Source organism: Streptomyces varsoviensis, from assembly GCF_000718635.1.
In the GTDB taxonomy this organism is placed as follows: Bacteria; Actinomycetota; Actinomycetes; order Streptomycetales; family Streptomycetaceae; genus Streptomyces; species Streptomyces varsoviensis.
Genome location: NZ_JOBF01000006.1, coordinates 68,671 through 85,839, shown reverse-complemented (window position 1 = coordinate 85,839; position 17,169 = coordinate 68,671). Strand labels below are relative to the sequence as shown.

Here is a 17,169-nt window from a genome sequence, read left to right as displayed (position 1 = left end):
GTCCGGCCTAGGCTGGAGGCATGAGTACGTTGCGAGGGCGTGGTCCGGTCGGTCTGCCGCGGTGGGACCGGTGTGCGGTGATGGGCGTGGTGAATGTGACGCCCGACTCGTTCTCGGACGGAGGCCGCTGGTTCGACACCGACGCGGCCGTCAAGCGCGGCCTGGACCTGGTCGTGGAGGGCGCGGACCTCGTCGACGTGGGCGGCGAGTCCACCCGGCCGGGTGCCACGCGGGTGCCGGAGGACGAGGAGCTGCGCCGGGTCGTCCCGGTGGTGCGCGGGCTGGCGGCCGAGGGCGTGGTGGTGTCCGTGGACACCATGCGGGCCTCCGTCGCCGAGGCCGCGGTCGCCGCCGGGGCGGTGCTCGTCAACGATGTGAGCGGCGGCCTCGCGGACCCGGCGATGGTGCCGGTGGTGGCGACGGCCGGGGTGCCGTTCGTGGTGATGCACTGGCGCGGCTTCAGCGAGGACATGAACCGCCGGGCCGTGTACGCGGACGTGGTCGGCGAGGTGCTCGCGGAGCTGGCCGAGCGGATGGACGCGGTGGTCGCGGGCGGTATCGACCCGGACCGGCTGGTGGTCGACCCGGGGCTGGGCTTCGCCAAGGCGGCCGACCACGACCTCCAGTTGGTGGCGGGCCTGGCGCGGCTCCGCGCGGAGCTGGGCCGCCCGATGCTGGTGGCGGCGTCCCGTAAACGGTTCCTGGGGCGCGTACTGGCCGGGCGCGCGGGCAGCCCGCCGCCGGCCCGGGAGCGGGACGCGGCGACGGCCGCGGTCACGGCGCTCGCGGCGCGTGAGGGCGCCTGGGCGGTGCGGGTGCACGAGGTACGGGCGAGCGCGGACGCGGTGCGGGTGGCGCGCGCGGTGGAGGGCGCCGGGGCCGGTGCGGCCGGGGCCGATGTGACTGGGGCCCGCGGGGCCGAGGGGGCCGTGTGACGTCCGCGCCTACGGACAGCGAGCTGGTCGAGCTGGCGAACACCGCCCTGTACGAGGCGATGGAGCGCGGCGACCAGGCGGCCATGGAGCGGCTGTGGCTGGACGACGAGTACTTCGACGTGGTGTGCGTGCATCCGGGGTGGCCGGTGCTGCGGGGGCGGGGCGAGGTGCTCCGCTCGTACGCGCTGATCATGGCGAGCACCGAGTACATCCAGTTCTTCCTCACGGACGTCGATGTGCAGGTGGCCGGCGATACGGCGCTGGTGACGTGCACGGAGAACATCCTCAGCGGCGGGCCGGCGGAGGAGGACGGGGCGCTGGGGCCGCTGGTGGGGCAGTTGGTCGTGGCGACGAATGTCTTCAGACGCGCCGCCGACGGCTGGAAGGTCTGGTCGCACCACGGCTCGCCGGTGCTGGCGGGGAGCGGGGAGGACGAGAACGACGAAGGGGCCGGGGCCGGGGACGGCGAGTCGGACGGGCCCGGGGGCTCTGGAGGACTTGGGGGCCCTGGGGGGCCTGGGGGGCCGGCTCGGCCGTCTGCCTGATGCGGGCCCGTCCTGGGGGCTGCCTGCCCCGCCTGGTTCCGTCTTCGGGTACGTCGGCCCGACCTGGTTCCGTCCCCGGGTACGTCCGCCCGGCCTGGTTCCACCGCTGGCGCCGTCCCCTGTTCGGCCAGGTGGGAGCCGGTGTGACCGGTCAGCGTGGCGCGTCAGTGTGAGGGTGCTGTGGCCACTCGTTCGAGGTGCTTGGCGGCGGGGTAGGGGTGGGATTCGGGGCACTGGGGTAAGCGCGGCGGGAGCCTTGTAGGTCAGGGGCGCTAGCAGCGTGGGGGCCGCCTGTCCATAGCACCCGCGGGCGGGTGCTGTCAGTGCTCGCAGGTAGATTCGAACGGTGGGAGCGGGTCGGCGGCAGCCGGTCCGCCGCCCGCATACCGACGACCAGCAGGAGTGATTCGTGTGGATCGTGTCGCGCTGCGCGGCTTGAAGGCCCGCGGGCACCACGGGGTGTTCCCCCGGGAGCGCGAGGAGGGGCAGACCTTCATCGTGGACCTGGTGCTGAGCCTGGACACCCGGCCCGCCGCGGCCGACGACGACCTGACGAAGACCGTGCACTACGGCGTGGTGGCGGAGGAGGTCGTGGCGGTCGTCGAGGGCGACCCGGTCGACCTCATCGAGACGCTCGCCGAGCGCATCGCCCAGCAGTGCCTCAAGCACGACGTGGTGCGGGAGGTGGAGGTAGTCGTCCACAAGCCGGACGCCCCGATCACCGTGCCGTTCGACGACGTGACGATCACGATCTCCCGGAGCCGAGTATGAGCAAGAGCGATCCGACGGTGCAGCCGGTGCCCACCTCCGTGGTGGAGCGGGTGGACGCCGCCGATGTGACGTTGAGCAATCCCAAATGGGCCGTGGTCTCGCTGGGCAGCAATCTGGGCAACCGCCTGGAGACGCTGCAGGGCGCCGTCGACGCGCTGGGGGACACGCCGGGCCTGCGGGTCAAGGCCGTCTCCCCGGTGTACGAGACCGAGCCGTGGGGCGTCGAGCCGGGCACGCAGTCCTCGTATTACAACGCGGTCGTGCTGATCAAGACGACGCTGCCGCCCTCGTCGCTGTTGGAGCGCGGGCACGCCATCGAAGAGGCCTTCGAGCGGGTGCGCGACGAGCGGTGGGGGCCGCGGACGATCGATGTGGACATCGTGTCGTATCAGGAGGTCGTCTCGGACGATCCGCTGCTGACGCTGCCCCACCCGCGCGCGCACGAGCGGGCGTTCGTGCTGGTGCCGTGGTACGACGTGGATCCGGAGGCGGTTGTTCCGGGCCGTGGCGCGGTGGCGGAGCTGCTGGCCGAGGTCGGCCGGGCCGGCGTCGAGCCCCGGGCGGACCTGGAACTCAGGCTGCCGGAGTAGGCGTTGGCCGGTTGTGAGGCGCGGGGGGCGAGGGGCGGCGGCCGCCGGCGCTCCGGAGGCTCCGCGCGCTGACGTACGTACGCAAGAGGACATGAGGGGTCGACCGCTCGGTGAAGCAACTACGGGTGAGTGTGCTGGTCGGGCTGTTCGCCGCGGCCGGAGTGCTGTCGTGGGCCGGCGCCCGGTTGTGGGACTCGGTCGGGACGCTGCCGAAGGTGCCGGTGGCGGCGCCGATCGTGCTCGCGGTGATCGCCGTGGTGCTGGCGGCGACGGCCCTGTCGCTCCGCGCGCGGCTGCGCGCCCAGCGCGAGCGGCGCGCCGGCGCCAAGGGCGTCGACCCGCTGGTGGCCGCCCGGGCGGTCGTCTTCGGCCAGGCGAGCGCGCTGGTGGCGGCCCTGGTCGCGGGGATGTACGGCGGCACGGGCGTGTTCTTGTGGATGGATGGTCTGGACGTGACGGCCCGCCGCGACCAGGCGATCTACGCCGGTGCCTCGGTGGTGGCCGGGCTCTGCGTGGTGGCGGCGGCGTTCTTCCTGGAGCGGGTGTGCCGCCTCCCGGACGACGATGACGACGACGAGGGCGGCGGGACGGCCCGAGCGTAGGAACGCCCGCCCCGGCCCTCCGTACGGTCACGGCCGTCCTGGTCCCCTCCGTACGGTCACGGGCGCGGCGTACGCGCGCCCTGCGGGGCGGCCCCTGTACGGCCCGCGGCACGGACGTACAGCCAGCAGGCCCGTACGCTCGCGGCCACGCGGTGCGCGCGGCTCCGCGACCGTACGGCCACGGTCACGCGGCGGCGGGCGTACGGAGAGCCGCTCTGGCCCGTACGGGGACGCGGCGGGGCCTGCGGGGGCGGCCCCCGCACGGCCGCGCGGCACGGACGCCCGTACAGCCGCGCGTGCGCCCGTACCGCTACGCCTCCGAGACCGTCTCCAGTTCCACGTCCTCCCGGGCGCCCCCCTTGGCGTCCGCGTCGATGGAGCGGCGCAGGGCCTCGTGGAGGCGGGCCGGGGTGAGGACGCCCAGGAAGTGGTCGGCGTGCTCGCCGTCGAGGACGGCGATCCAGCCCGCGTCGTGCTGGAGCATCGTGCTGAACGCCTGCTTCAGGGACGCGCCCACCGGCAGCCAGGCGGCCATCCGGCGGGAGTGGTCGCGGACCGTGCCGCCGCCGGCGAGGGCGTCCGCGGAGACCCAGCCGTGCAGGTGCTCCGCGTCGTCCAGGACGACCGCCCAGCGGGCCTCCGGGTCGTCGACGGCGAGCCGGGCCGCGGCGTCCGGCAGCGGGTCGTCCAGGTGGACGATCGGCGGCTGCACGAGGTCGCCGGGCTCGATCGGGGTGACGGACAGCCGCTTGAGGCCGCGGTCCGCGCCGACGAAGTCGGCCACGTACGGCGTCGCGGGCGCCCCCAGCACCGCCGTCGGCGGGTCGAACTGCTCGATGCGCCCCTCCCCGTACACGGCGATGCGGTCGCCGAGCCGCACCGCCTCCTCGATGTCATGGGTGACGAACAACACGGTCTTGTGCACCTGGGACTGGAGCCGCAGGAACTCGTTCTGCAGGTGCTCGCGGACGACCGGGTCGACCGCGCCGAAGGGCTCGTCCATCAGCAGGACGGGCGGGTCGGCGGCGAGCGCGCGGGCCACGCCGACGCGCTGCCGCTGGCCGCCGGAGAGCTGGTCCGGATAGCGGTCGCCGAATACGGACGGGTCGAGGCCGACGAGGTCCAGCAGCTCGGCGGCGCGGGCCCGCGCCTTCTTCCGCTGCCAGCCCAGCAGGTGCGGCACGGTCGCGGTGTTGTCGAGGACCGTCTTGTGGGGGAAGAGGCCGACCTGCTGGATGACATATCCGATGCGGCGGCGCAGTTCGACGGGGTCGACCGTCGAGATGTCGCTGCCGTCCAGATAGATCTGGCCACTGGTCGGCTCGATGAGGCGGTTGACCATTTTCATGGTGGTGGTCTTGCCACAGCCGGACGGCCCGACGAGCGTGACCAGCTCGCCCTCCGCGACCTCGAAGGACAGATCGTCCACGGCGGTCGTGCCGTCGGCATAGCGCTTGGTGACGTGCTCGAATCGGATCATGGCTCCCCATTGTGTCCGTACTCCTGACAGACATTGTTGCCGTTGTGTGGCGGCCGGAGGCGATTGTCAGTGCTCGGGGATAGGGTCGCCAGGAATCGATGGCCGACGGCCAGAGGGGGTGAGAGCGCATGGCCGACCAGAACTGCCTTATCGCCAATGAGTGGATCTGCGGGGAATATGTACGGACACGCGGGGCGGAGCTGACGGACGCGACGCTCCAGCACATCGGCATCACGCTCGGATCGGTGGCCATCGGGCTGCTCCTGGCATTTCCGCTGGCACTGCTGGCGCGCAGGTGGCGGGCGGTGGCGGGGCCGGTGCTCGGGCTGACCACGATTTTGTATACGGTGCCGTCATTGGCGATGTTCTCGCTGTTGCTGCCCGTTTTCGGGGTATCCGTGGCGGTCGTGGTGACGGGGCTTGTGCTGTATTCCCTGACGATTCTCGTCCGCAACATATTGGCCGGGCTGGCCTCGGTGCCGGAAGAGGCGCGGGAAGCGGCCCGCGGCATGGGTTACGGGCCGGCGCGGTTGCTCTTCGAAGTGGAACTGCCCCTCGCACTTCCCGCGGTGATGGCGGGGCTGCGGATCACCACGGTTTCCACCGTCTCGCTGACCACGGTCGGCGCCATCATCGGATACGGCGGCCTCGGAAATCTCATTTACGAAGGCATGCGCAGCTTCTTCAAGGCGCAGGTGCTCACCGCGTCCGTGCTGTGCGTGGCGCTCGCGATCGTGGCCGATCTCACGCTGCTCGGAGCGCAGCGGCTGCTGACCCCCTGGACGCGTAAGCGGCGGAAGGTGAAGACCTGATGGGCGTCATCGGGGACGCGTGGACCTGGCTCGTCACCGGGGAGCACTGGAGCGGCGCGGACGGCGTGTGGCACCGGCTCGGCCAGCACCTCTTCCTGACCGCGGCCTGCCTGGTGATCTCGTGCGCCATCGCGCTGCCCATCGCCCTGGTGCTGGGGCACCTGGGCCGCGGCGGCGCCCTCGCGGTGAACATCTCCAACGCGGGGCGCGCGGTGCCCACCTTCGCCGTGCTGGTCCTGCTGCTGCTCAGCCCGCTGGGCACGCACGGCTCCTGGCCGACGATCATCGCCTTGGTGCTGTTCGCCATCCCGCCGCTGCTGACCAACGCGTACGTGGGCATGCGCGAGGTGGACCGCGATGTGGTCGAGGCGGCCCGCGGCATGGGCATGTCGGGGCGTCAGCTTGTCGGCCGAGTGGAGCTGCCGCTCGCCTTTCCGCTGATCATGACGGGCGTACGGACCGCGGCCGTGCAGGTGGTGGCCACGGCGACGCTCGCCGCGCTGCCCGGCGGCGGCGGGCTGGGCCGGATCATCACGGCCGGGTTCCGGCTGACCGACACCCCGCAGGTGGTGGCCGGCGCGGTGCTCGTGGCGGCCCTGGCGCTGCTGGTCGAGGGCGTGTTCGTGGTGCTGACGAAGGCCCTGGACCCGATGCGGCGGCGCGGCGGGCGCGCCCGGGGCCCGGCGGAGCGGCCGCCGGCGGACCAGGCGCCGACCGCCCCGAAGAGCCTCGAACTGACCTGACTGGACCTGGCCGGGCCTTAACCGACCGGGCCTGAGCCGGCCTGACCGGGCCGGGGCCGACCCGAGCCGACCTGGCCCGAGCCGACCTGGCCCGAGCTGTGCGCCGTGCGGGTGGGCGCGCGGCCTCCCGCGGACTCGCGGCCGGCGGACGGCCGATGAAGAACAACCACGTACGACGACGGATGGGGACACCATGAACAGGATCTACCGGACGGCCGGCGCGGCGGCCGCCGCCGTCGCGCTCGCGGCGAGCCTGGCCGCCTGCGGGGGCGACAGCCTGGAGAAGACCAAGGGCGGCGACGCCTCCACCGAGCCGGGCGGGGGCGCGGGCTCGCTGGTGGTCGGGTCGGCGTCGTTCACCGAGTCCAAGGTGCTCGCCGAGATGTACGCGCGGGTCCTGTCGGACGCCGGCTATTCGACGTCGATCAAGACGGTCGACGCCCGTGAGCTTTATGAACCCGCCCTCGAACAGGGCCAGATGGACGTCGTACCGGAGTACGCGGCGACGCTCGCCGAATTCCTCAACAAGAAGGCGAACGGGAAGAACGCGCCCACGGTCGCCTCGCCCGACGCCGATGCCACGGTCAAAGCGCTGCGCAAGCTCGCCGAGCCGCGCGGGCTGAAGGTCCTCGACCCCGGCAAGGCCGTCGACCAGAACGCGTTCGCGGTGACCAAGGAGTTCGCCGACAAGCACCACCTCAAGACGCTTTCCGATCTTGGAAAGTCGAAGCAGAAGGTCAAGCTCGCGGCCGGCGACGAATGCCCGGACCGGCCCTTCTGCCAGCCCGGCCTGGAGAAGACCTACGGCATCGACATCACGGGCATAGACCCGCTCGACGTCGGCAGCGTCCAGGCGAAGCAGGCGGTCAAGGACGGCAAGGACCAGATGGTCCTCACCACGACCACCGACGCGACGCTCGATCAGTTCGGCCTGGCGCTGTTGGAGGACGACAAGAAGCTCCAGAACTCCGACAACGTGCTGCCGGTGGTGAATGCGAAGAAGGCCGGTTCGAAGAAGATCACGGACGCTCTCAACAAGATCACCAGGGTGCTGACCACCGCTGATCTGACCGAACTCAACAAAAAAGTGGACGCCGAACGACTGAAGCCGGCGGACGTCGCGGAGCGGTATCTGAAGGAGAAGGGGCTGCTGACGAAGTAGGAGAAGTAACCGCGGTGGAACAGTTTGGGCGGTGGGGTCCCACTCGGCGCACGACGCACGGTAAGTTTCAGGCCATGCCACGTGGACGCCACCGTCATTCGCAACCCCTGCACAAGCTGCTCGCTCCGACGACGGTCGCCGCGACATCAGTCGTCTGCGCCGCCGGTTCTTGGGTGGTGGGCGAAACACTGGTGATCCGCTCGCTGGCCGCCGCGGCCGGGGCCGCCGCGGTCGTCGGCGCGTTCCTCATGCGCCACTGGGACCGGGGCGCCGGCAAGCGGGTCACCGAGCTCACCACCGCCCTCGCCCGTGAGGAGTGGAAGACCGACGAGCGCGTAGCGGAGCTGGAGAACGAGGCCGAGGAAGCGCGCGAGAAGCGCGCCGCCCTCGACACGAAGCTGCGCGCCAAGCGCGCCGAGCTGGCCCGGCTGCGCACCGAACACGCCGACCTGCTGCGCCGCTACGCCACCGCCGAGACCGAGCGGGCCAGCGCCCTGGAGGTCCGCCGCAAGCTCTCCCTGGAGGCCGCGGACCCGGCCGCCAAGGCCCTCGCGGGGGCGGCCGCCGGCCCGGAGGACCGTACGGAGGCCCGTACGGACGCGCGGCGGCCCACCTCCGCCGACTACCGCAAGGCGGACGCGGCCCTGCGCGACCTCGTGCGCAACGCGGCGCGCCAGGAGATCAAGCGCACCGTCGACGAGGCCCGCCGCAGGGAGGCCGCCGCGCGGCTGGACCGGGACGGCACGGCCGACGGCACGGCCGGCTCGGGAGGGCCGGCCAAGCCGGCGGGCGACGCCCGTACGGCCGCCGCGGGCGGGGGCCTGGTCCGCGAGGCTCGCGAGCACCACACCGTGCCCGCCGCCGCGGCCGTCGTGCCGCAGCTCCCGGCCGCCCGCCGGGCCGCGTCCCGCGCGCAGGGCGGCTTCGACTTCTTCGGCACGGGTACGGGCACGGGTTCTGGTACGGGCGCGGGCTCGGGCTCCGGTACGGGCGCGGGTTCCGTCTTCGCGAAGGGCGGCTCGGCCGCCGGGGCGGGCGCGAGTGCGCCGAAGGCTATCGCGGCTCCGCCGGCGGCCGGGAAGCCGGACGACGACGAACTGGCCGGGGCGGACCTCGCGGACGTCGTCGGCGACGAGGCGGTCGCCGAGCAGGAGCTCCGCAAGGGCGACTCGGGCGAGGTCATCGACCTGACCGCGCACGACGAGACCGAGCAGATCGACGTCGCGGAACTGCGCACGGCTATCTCGTAGAGCGTTCTGGTAGGGCGGTTTCGCAGGGCGGTTTCGCAGGGCGGCTTCGTAGGGGCTCAGGCGGCGGCGTCCGCCGCCTGCCCGCCGCCCGCCGGGCTGTTTCCGGGCTACTTGTCGATGTCGCCGACGACGAAGAACAGCGAGCCCAGGATCGCGACCATGTCCGCGACGAGCGTCCCGGGCAGCAGCTCCGTCAGCGCCTGGATGTTGTTGAACGAGGCGGAGCGGAGCTTGAGGCGGTACGGCGTCTTCTCGCCCTTGGAGACGAGGTAGTAGCCGTTGACGCCCAGCGGGTTCTCGGTCCAGGCGTAGGTGGCGCCCTCGGGGGCCTTGAGCACCTTCGGGAGCCGCTGGTTGATCGGCCCCGGCGCGAGCTCCGCGATCCGGTCGAGGCACGCGTCGGCCAGATCCAGCGCGTTGTGGGTCTGCTCCAGCAGACACTCGAACCGGGCCAGGCAGTCGCCCTCGGCGCGGGTGACGACCTTGAGGGTGTTCTGGAGCTCGCCGTACGCGAGGTACGGCTCGTCGCGGCGCAGGTCGAAGTCGACGCCGGAGGCGCGGGCGATCGGCCCCGAGACGCCGTAGCCGTGCACGGCCTCGCGGGAGAGCACGCCGACGCCGCGCGTACGGCCCCGGAAGATCTCGTTGCCGAGCACGAGCCGGTCGTACACGTCCATGCGCGAGCGCACATCGGCGACCGCGTGCCGGGCCCGGCCGAGCCAGCCCGCCGGCAGGTCCTCCTTGAGGCCGCCGACCCGATTGAACATGTAGTGCATCCGGCCGCCGGAGACCTCCTCCATCACGGCCTGGAGCTCCTCGCGCTCCCGGAAGGCGTGGAAGACGGGCGTGATGCCGCCCAGTTCCAGCGGGTACGAGCCGAGGAACATCAGGTGGTTCAGCACCCGGTTGAGCTCGGCGAGGAGCGTGCGCGTCCACACGGCGCGCTCGGGGACCTCCATGCCGAGCATCCGCTCGACGGCCAGCACGACGCCGAGCTCGTTGGAGAAGGCGGAGAGCCAGTCGTGCCGGTTGGCGAGCATGATGATCTGGCGGTAGTCGCGCGCCTCGAACAGCTTCTCCGCGCCGCGGTGCATATAGCCGATGACGGGCTCGGCGTGCTGGACGCGCTCGCCGTCGAGGACCAGGCGCAGGCGCAGCACTCCGTGCGTGGACGGGTGCTGCGGGCCGATGTTGAGCACCATGTCGGTGCTCTCCGCCGCGCCGCCGATGCCGACTGTCGTCTCCGTCATGGTGGGTAGTCTCTCAGCTCGCGTGGACGGCGGTACGGGCGTGGGGACGCCCGAGGGGAACGGGACGGGGCCTTGGCCCGTACGCCGTGATCCTTCCGGTGCGGGTGCGGGTGCGGGTGCGGGTGCGGGTGCGGGGCTGGGGGCTGGACGGTGGGGCGGCGGTACGGGCGTAGGGCTGCTCGGCCCGGTCGGCCGACCGCTCGGACCTGGCCGGCCGGTCAGCCGGTCAGCCGGTCAGTTGGCGAGGGCGGTCGGCGGCACGGCACAGGCCGTCAGGTGGCGAGGGCCGCCGGGAGGCCGGCGCAGGCGGGGCCGACGGGCTGGATGAGCCAGCCGAAGCCGCCCAGACCGGCGGGGTCGGTCAGCTCGGCGGCCTCTCCGGCCGCGCCGAGGGCCCGTATGTACCCGATCGGATCGCTCGACGCGAGGGAGGCCGGCGGGCGCCGCCCGTCGACGCCGAGCGCTCGCAGGACCTCGCGCTGGGTGCGCGGGGCCGGGGCCGGGCCGTCGCCCGATCCGGCCGCGGCGCACGCGTCGAGGGCCACATGCGCCGTGATGTCGCACGAGCCGTCCGGCACCGGCCGCACTTCCCTGCCGTCCCGGAAGCCCGTCAAGGTGCCCAGCGGCGGCCGGGCGCCGTGCTCGTGGGCGTAGTCGACGGCGACGGCGAGGCCCGCGCCGAGGGCGCGCACGGCGCCCGCCCACGCGAGGTCGCGCGGCAGTCCGATCTCGGCGCGGGTGCCGGGCGGCGCGCCGTCCAGCGGCCACCAGCGGGCCAGCCAGGCGGCGTCGGCGCCGTCGACGGGCGGGCCGGGCGCCTCCTCGCCGTCGGCCCGTACGAGGACGCGGCGGGCGGTGCCCTCGTCGTCGGTCTCGGCGACATCGACCGGCACGTTGTCGAGCCATTCGTTGGCGAAGAGCAGGCCCGTCAGCCCGGCCGGGGCCGCGTCGAGCCCGGCGAGCCACTCGACGCGCGGGTCGAGGCCGGCGGGCCGGGGGGCGCGCTCGACGGCGTACGGGCGCAGCCGTGCGGCCACGTCCTCCGGGACCCGCGCGAGGACACCCGCCGTCAGCTCGCCGCGTCCCGCGCCGACGTCGACGAACGCCAGGTGCGGCGGGCGGGCGAGGGCTTCGTCGACGCGGCGCAGCAGCTCGGCGACGGCCGCCGCGTACTGGGAGGAGGCGTGTACGGACGTACGGAAGTGGCCCGCCGGGCCGGGGCCGCCGGGCCTGCGGTAGAAGCCGTGCGGCCCGTACAGCGCGGCCTCGGTCGCCGCCCGCCAGGTCCGTGCTCCGCTCGCTGTGCGCGTCATGCGAGAACGGTATGCGAGGCGGGGCGCGGGCGGTTCGGGCCTGTGGATAACTCGGTGCGGGCGGGCCGGGGAGCGGGGCCGGGCCGGCACAGCGGAGGGGCGGAGGGGCCCGTTCAGAGTGTGCCCCTCTCCTTCGCGTCTCCTTCGCGTCTCCTTCGCGCCGAGCCCGTATCCACCTTGGGGAGTAGACCGGAGGTGCATGGATCGATCGTCCGGCTGACCCCGGCACGTGCTTGCGGTCCCTACGCTGGGTTACGTGCAGCGCCTCTACGACTTCTTCCGCAGGCACCCGACCGGTGTGGACAGCTTCTGGGCTCTCCTGCTGTTCGGGGTCAGCGGGATCTGGCTCCTGCAGGCGCCGGAGGGCGCGGTGCAGCAGGGCCTGGCGACGCTGGCCGTCGTCGCGCTCTGCACCGTGGTCGCGCTGCGCCGCCGGTGGCCGGAGCAGATGCTGCTCGTGGCGCTGGGGTGCGGGGTGCTCCAGCTCGCGGGGGACGTGTACATCAACCCCGCGGACTTCGCGCTGCTGGTGATCATCTACACCGTGGCCGCGGACGGGAAGCGGTGGGCGTCCCGGCTGGCGCTGGCCTGCGGGCTGCTCGCGCCGACGGTCAACAACGTGCGCTGGCCGGGGAATCCGACCGGCGGCTGGCAGAACCTGGTCGGCGTCGCCTTCCTCACCGTGCCGTTCGCGCTCGCCTGGGTGCTGGGCGACTCCGTGCGCACCCGCCGCGCGTACTGGGCGCAGCTCCAGGAGCGCGCCGACCGGCTGGAGAAGGAGCGCGAGGCGCAGGCGCGGATGGCGGTGGCCGCGGAGCGGGCGCGCATCGCCCGTGAGCTGCACGACGTGGTCGCGCACAACGTGTCGGTGATGGTGGTGCAGGCCGACGGCGCCGCGTACGTCCTGGACGGCTCTCCGGAGCAGGCCAAACAGGCGCTGGAGACGATCTCCGGGACCGGGCGGCAGGCGCTCGCGGAGATGCGGCGGCTGCTGGGCGTGCTGCGCACGGACGAGAGCGGCGAGGGCGGCGAGTATGTGCCGCAGCCGGACGTGGAGCAGATCAACGACCTCGTGGAGCAGGTGCGCACCGCCGGGATGGCCGTCGACTTCCAGGTCGAGGGGGCGCCGCGGCCGCTGCCGAGCGGTGTCGAGCTGACGGCCTACCGCATCGTGCAGGAAGCGCTCACCAATACCCGTAAGCACGGCGGCCCGAACGTCGGCGCCAGCGTCCGGCTCACGTTCTTCGACGACGGGCTGGGGCTGCTGGTGGAGGACGACGGGCGGGGCGCGCAGCACGAGCTGTACGAGGAGGGCGGCGCGGACGGCATGGGGCACGGCCTGATCGGCATGCGCGAGCGCGTCGGCATGGTCGGGGGGACGCTGGACGCGGGCCCGCGGCCGGGCGGCGGGTTCCGGATCAGCGCGCTGCTGCCGCTGAAGGCCGGCCGTTGACAACCCCGCCCCAACGTTCGCCGGTGGGCGCTTCCGGCGCGTACGCTCACGAAACCGCTGAGGAAAGGTAACGCCGCATGTCGATCCGGGTCATGCTCGTCGACGATCAGGTCCTGCTCCGTACGGGCTTCCGCATGGTGCTGGCGGCCCAGCCCGACATGGAGGTCGTCGCCGAGGCCGGGGACGGCGTGGAGGCGCTGGAGGTGCTGCGCGCCACAGCGGTGGACGTGGTGCTGATGGATGTGCGCATGCCGAGACTGGACGGCGTGGAGGCCACCCGTCGCATCTGCGCGCAGACGGACCCGCCGAAGGTGCTGATACTGACCACCTTCGACCTCGACGAGTACGCCTTCTCGGCGCTGAAGGTCGGGGCCAGCGGATTCATGCTCAAGGACGTGCCGCCCGGGGAACTCCTCGGCGCGATCCGCGCCGTGCACAGCGGCGACGCCGTGGTCGCCCCCAGCACCACCCGCCGCCTCCTCGACCGCTTCACCCCGATGCTCCCCAGCACCTCCAAGGACCCCTCCAACTCCGAACTCGACCGCCTGACCGGCCGCGAACGCGAGGTCATGCTCCTCGTCGCCCAAGGCATGTCCAACGGCGAGATCGCCGCCCGCCTCGTTCTCTCCGAAGCCACCGTCAAGACCCACGTGGGCCGCATCCTCACCAAACTGGGCCTCAGGGACCGCGTCCAGGTCGTCGTCCTCGCCTACGAATCAGGCCTGGTACGCGCGGGCGGCGGCGCTCAATAGAGGACCGCTCCGTTTACGCCCCGGCTTTACGCACTGGCGTCTTGGGCTGTGGCGCTCCATGACTTGAGCGGCTCGGTGTCGAGGGTGATGCCCACCGGGTCCGGCAGGGCGACGGTCTTGCCGAAGGCGGCGGAGTGGCGCTCTTGGTACGAGCCGTCCGCCGGTTCGCTGTAGACGGTGACCTCGTCGGCTTCGCGGTCGATCAGCAGGTAGACGGGGATGCCGCTCTCGGCGAAGGCGCGGGGTTTCTCGACCCGGTCGCGCTGATTGGTGTCATGGTCGTGGGAGGTGATTTCGACGGTCATGAGCACGCCGGCGGGGTCGGCCCACTCCCCGGCCCGGACGAAGTGAGCCGTCGGGGCGAGGGCGCCGTCGGGGCGTGCCCTGCCCTTGCGGTACGTCTCGATCCTGAGCCCTTGGCCGGTGTGGAGGTCCAGCGCGGGTGCCTGCTGGAGGCACTGCCGTATCAGCCACATGATGATCGTCCGGTGGAGCCCGTCCGGCACGGCCTTGACCCACAGCCTTCCCCCGATGAATTCCAGGCGCAGGCCGTCGGCCTCCCTCGCCGCCGCGGCGGCGAGGGCTTCGAACTGTTCGGGCAGCATCTGGGGGTGCGGCCGTGGCCTCTCGTCCAGGACTGCCATTTGGCGGCCTCCTTGTGCCGGGGAGTCGCAGAGTAGCCCCACCCACTGACAGCTACCCCTGCCTCGCCCCCCGCGGTGCGGCCCGTCAGCGGAGGATGGTTTGGAGGAAGTCGCTGCCGATGCGGGCCACGGTGGTGAGGTCGAGTTGGTGGAGGACGTAGCGGCCGCGGCGGCGGGTGGAGAGGAGGCCGGCTTTTTTGAGGGTGGCTATGTGGCGGGAGACCTCTGGTGGGGTCAGGCCGTAGGCGGCGGCCAGTTCGCCGGTGGTGTGGGGGCCGCGGGCGAGGGTGCGGCACAGGCGCATGCGGGTCGGGTGGGCGAGGGCTTCCATGCGGCGCTGGACCACCTGGAGGGCCATCACCTCCGGCAGCTCGGGGGAGGCGATCGGGTACTGGATGACCGGGGCCCAGCCCGGGCGGTGCAGCACGAAGAGGTGCGGCCAGCCGAAGGCGGTCGGGACGAAGGTCAGGGAGTTGCCGTACGCGCTGGAGCAGGAGCTGGCGAGCTTGTCCACCATGATCCGCGAGCCGTCCTCGGAGAGCGTCACCGCCGGTGAGACCGCGGCAAGCGCCTCGGTGAGGCCCTTGCGCTGGAGCAGGTCCGCCTTATGGCGGGCGTCGGCCGCCAACTGGACCTGCACGCGCGCCCAGGTGTCCGCGAAGAACGCCTGCTCGCAGTCCTCCAGCAGCCGGCGCAGCCATGCCCGCAGCGCGAGCGGGTCCTCCAGCATCCGGTCCGTGAAGTTCGCCTGCCTGGGGCCGCGCGCGGCCGACAGCTCGCGCACCCGGGCCCGCTGAGCGGCGTCGACCAGCGGCGATGGCACGTCGGCCCCGTACGTGGTCGAGCACGTGATCTCGAAGGCCGCGGAGACGAACGTCTCGTCGTCGATCCGGTCGAGCGCGTCCAGTTCCTCGGCGAGCGTCGCCCCCGGTTCGGACGGCAGCAGGATGTCCGAGCGCGCCGACCGCCACAGGAAGTCCGCCTCCGTCAGCCGGTCGGCCAGGTCCGGCTTGAGCGAGGCGGCGGTCGCGGTGGCCCAGCCGTGCAGGCCCGGGTGGTGCCCCGGCTCCGAGAGGGCGTGCAGCATCGCCCCCAGTTCGGCCAGCGGCGACGGGCTGAAGCTGATGCGCTCCAGGGGCAGCCCCGTGATGTCGATGTCCACGCTCATACGTTTATCGTGCCGGTCGCGAGCGCCGACCGGCGCGTCGATTGACGGTCCTCGTCAATCGTCGCGCCGCGGGCCGACGGCGCGGCGCACGGTGGCCTCCAGGCCGGTCTCGTACCGGCCGAGCACTCGTTCCGAGGACGCACGAGGAGAGAACCGTGGACGCCTTCCAGCAGCACATGCTCGACGCCTACCGCGCCGCCCGCCGCGGCGAGGCCGCCCCGCCCGCCCCCGGCGCCGGGGACCTGCGCGCGATGCGCGAAGTGCGCCAGTGGCGGGAGTTCATGGCCGTCGTCGACGAACGGGCCGCGGCCCGGCGCGCCCGCCGCGCGGCGCTGACGCGGTTCCTGCGGCCGCGAGCGGGGGCCGTGGCCGATGGACGCGCGCCGGGGCGGCGGGCCCGTTCGGGCGTCGGCCACCGGCTTCTTCCTTCCGGACTGCCGAGAGCGGGGCGCCGGGCGTGAGGGGGGAGCGCGAGGGGCGGGGGCCGTGCGCGGGCCGGGTGGCGGGGTGCGCGGCTGCGGGACGGTACGGGCGGGAGCCGTGTGCGGGCCGGGCTTCGGGCGGGTACATACGGTCGTGAGCAGCGCTTCCGTGAAGTTATCCACAGGCGGTGGACGGTGCCGCCGCAGCCCGGAAGTACTCGCGTAGCATGACGGGGAAATCGTCCGGTACCCCCCGCGGACTGGAACGGAAGGCCGTCGCCGCGTGAACGCACCCCACCCCGACCCCACGGGCCCCTCGGAGCAGACCAACCCGAAGGACCGACCCGCCCGCCTCACCGTCGGCGTCGTCGGCGCGGGCCGCGTCGGCCCCGCGCTCGCCGCCGCCCTGAGCCTCGCCGGGCACCGCCCCGTCGCCGTCTCCGGAGTCTCCGACGCCTCCGTCAGGCGCGCCGCCGCCCTGCTCCCGGACGTACCGCTGGTGCCGCCCGGCGAAGTCCTCGCCCGCGCCGATCTCGTGCTCCTCACCGTCCCCGACGACGCCCTGCCCGGCCTGGTCGCGGGCATCGTCGAAACCGGCGCCGTCCGCCCGGGGCAGCTCCTGGTGCACACCTCCGGGCGGTTCGGCACGGCCGTGCTCGACCCCGCCCGCCGGGCCGGGGCGCTGCCGCTGGCCCTGCACCCCGCGATGACGTTCACCGGCACGCCGGTCGATGTGCAGCGCCTCGCGGGCTGCTCCTTCGGCGTCACCGCCCCCGACGAGCTCCGGCTCGCCGCCGAGGCCCTGGTCATCGAGATGGGCGGCGAACCCGAGTGGGTCGAGGAGGCCGCCCGCCCGCTCTACCACGCGGCCCTCGCCATCGGCGCGAACCACCTGGTCACCCTGGTCGCCCAGTCCCTGGAGCTGCTGCGCGCCGCCGGGGTCGAGGCCCCCGACCGGATGCTCGGTCCCCTCCTCGGCGCGGCCCTCGACAACGCGCTGCGCAGCGGCGACGACGCGCTGACGGGCCCCGTGGCCCGCGGCGACGCCGGCACCGTCGCCGCCCATGTCGCCGAGTTGCGCGCGCACGCGCCGCAGTCCCTCGCCGGTTACCTGGCGATGGCCCGTACGACCGCCGACCGCGCCCTCGCCCACGGGCTGCTGAAACCGGAGCTGGCGGAGGACCTGCTCGGCGTCCTCGCGGACGGCGGAGCCCGCCGGGACGGGGAGGCGGACCGATGAGCGCATCCGACAACGCGCCGGTGAACGTCCCCGCAAG

18 protein-coding genes are annotated in these 17,169 nt (G+C 73.2%); 13 read left to right on the top strand and 5 right to left on the bottom strand.

Annotation, left to right across the window (positions count from 1 at the left end; genetic code table 11):
* Positions 1–20 precede the first annotated feature (20 nt).
* The 5 genes from folP to IF55_RS11575 all read left to right on the top strand — a co-directional run bounded on the left by folP (position 21) and on the right by IF55_RS11575 (position 3,443).
* Complete coding sequence (gene folP / locus IF55_RS11595) at positions 21–935, top strand: dihydropteroate synthase (RefSeq protein WP_078644185.1); 915 nt, start codon at positions 21–23, stop codon at positions 933–935.
* Positions 932–1,480: a nuclear transport factor 2 family protein gene (locus IF55_RS11590; protein WP_106980369.1), complete on the top strand. Its 549-nt coding sequence runs from the start codon at positions 932–934 to the stop codon at positions 1,478–1,480. The genes folP and IF55_RS11590 overlap by 4 nt, the downstream gene beginning before the upstream one ends.
* A gap of 411 nt (positions 1,481–1,891) precedes the next feature.
* Positions 1,892–2,251 carry a dihydroneopterin aldolase gene (gene folB, locus IF55_RS11585; RefSeq protein WP_030880511.1) on the top strand — a complete coding sequence of 120 codons (360 nt, stop codon included), beginning with the start codon at positions 1,892–1,894 and terminating at the stop codon, positions 2,249–2,251.
* Positions 2,248–2,841, top strand: a complete 594-nt coding sequence (folK, locus tag IF55_RS11580) for a 2-amino-4-hydroxy-6-hydroxymethyldihydropteridine diphosphokinase (protein ID WP_030880509.1) — start codon at positions 2,248–2,250, stop codon at positions 2,839–2,841. The genes folB and folK overlap by 4 nt, the downstream gene beginning before the upstream one ends.
* 110 nt (positions 2,842–2,951) lie before the next feature.
* Positions 2,952–3,443, top strand: coding sequence for a DUF3180 domain-containing protein (locus IF55_RS11575; protein WP_030880507.1), 492 nt, complete (start codon positions 2,952–2,954; stop codon positions 3,441–3,443).
* Between the two features lie 310 nt (positions 3,444–3,753).
* Here IF55_RS11575 and IF55_RS11570 read toward each other — a convergent pair whose 3' ends face one another.
* A complete protein-coding gene (locus IF55_RS11570) occupies positions 3,754–4,923 on the bottom strand; it encodes a betaine/proline/choline family ABC transporter ATP-binding protein (RefSeq protein ID WP_030880505.1) in 1,170 nt (389 codons plus the stop codon).
* Positions 4,924–5,051: 128 nt separating this feature from the next.
* Between IF55_RS11570 and IF55_RS11565 the strand changes: the two genes are divergently transcribed.
* From IF55_RS11565 to IF55_RS11550, 4 genes are all read left to right on the top strand, one after another.
* Entirely contained in the window at positions 5,052–5,735 is a 684-nt protein-coding gene (locus IF55_RS11565; RefSeq protein WP_030880503.1) for an ABC transporter permease, read from the top strand.
* Positions 5,735–6,478 (top strand): ABC transporter permease, encoded by a 744-nt coding sequence (locus tag IF55_RS11560; RefSeq protein WP_030880500.1) that lies wholly within the window; start codon positions 5,735–5,737, stop codon positions 6,476–6,478. Before IF55_RS11565 ends, IF55_RS11560 begins: the two co-directional genes overlap by 1 nt.
* A 193-nt stretch (positions 6,479–6,671) precedes the next feature.
* Positions 6,672–7,640, top strand: coding sequence for an ABC transporter substrate-binding protein (locus IF55_RS11555; protein ID WP_030880497.1), 969 nt, complete (start codon positions 6,672–6,674; stop codon positions 7,638–7,640).
* Positions 7,641–7,714: 74 nt separating this feature from the next.
* Positions 7,715–8,890 (top strand): hypothetical protein, encoded by a 1,176-nt coding sequence (locus tag IF55_RS11550; RefSeq protein ID WP_030880496.1) that lies wholly within the window; start codon positions 7,715–7,717, stop codon positions 8,888–8,890.
* A gap of 107 nt (positions 8,891–8,997) precedes the next feature.
* Here IF55_RS11550 and IF55_RS11545 read toward each other — a convergent pair whose 3' ends face one another.
* Positions 8,998–10,140: an NADH-quinone oxidoreductase subunit D gene (locus IF55_RS11545; RefSeq protein ID WP_030880492.1), complete on the bottom strand. Its 1,143-nt coding sequence runs from the start codon at positions 10,138–10,140 to the stop codon at positions 8,998–9,000.
* 272 nt (positions 10,141–10,412) lie between these two features.
* Positions 10,413–11,453 carry an SAM-dependent methyltransferase gene (locus IF55_RS11540; protein ID WP_030880489.1) on the bottom strand — a complete coding sequence of 347 codons (1,041 nt, stop codon included), beginning with the start codon at positions 11,451–11,453 and terminating at the stop codon, positions 10,413–10,415.
* A gap of 256 nt (positions 11,454–11,709) precedes the next feature.
* On the opposite strand from IF55_RS11540, the gene IF55_RS11535 reads away from it, so the two are divergent.
* A complete protein-coding gene (locus IF55_RS11535) occupies positions 11,710–12,906 on the top strand; it encodes a sensor histidine kinase (protein WP_030880486.1) in 1,197 nt (398 codons plus the stop codon).
* 77 nt (positions 12,907–12,983) lie between these two features.
* Complete coding sequence (locus IF55_RS11530; protein ID WP_030880483.1) at positions 12,984–13,658, top strand: response regulator transcription factor; 675 nt, start codon at positions 12,984–12,986, stop codon at positions 13,656–13,658.
* 26 nt (positions 13,659–13,684) lie between these two features.
* On the opposite strand, the gene IF55_RS11525 is transcribed toward IF55_RS11530, so the two are convergent.
* Complete coding sequence (locus tag IF55_RS11525) at positions 13,685–14,302, bottom strand: Uma2 family endonuclease (protein WP_030880480.1); 618 nt, start codon at positions 14,300–14,302, stop codon at positions 13,685–13,687.
* An 85-nt stretch (positions 14,303–14,387) separates the two neighbouring features.
* Positions 14,388–15,470, bottom strand: a complete 1,083-nt coding sequence (locus IF55_RS11520; protein ID WP_030880476.1) for a DUF5937 family protein — start codon at positions 15,468–15,470, stop codon at positions 14,388–14,390.
* Between the two features lie 155 nt (positions 15,471–15,625).
* Here IF55_RS11520 and IF55_RS40020 point away from each other — a divergent pair, with 155 nt between their 5' ends.
* Positions 15,626–15,931 carry a hypothetical protein gene (locus tag IF55_RS40020; protein ID WP_048831872.1) on the top strand — a complete coding sequence of 102 codons (306 nt, stop codon included), beginning with the start codon at positions 15,626–15,628 and terminating at the stop codon, positions 15,929–15,931.
* Positions 15,932–16,175: 244 nt separating this feature from the next.
* Positions 16,176–17,132, top strand: a complete 957-nt coding sequence (locus IF55_RS11510; RefSeq protein WP_037964077.1) for a Rossmann-like and DUF2520 domain-containing protein — start codon at positions 16,176–16,178, stop codon at positions 17,130–17,132.
* Positions 17,133–17,169 lie beyond the last annotated feature (37 nt).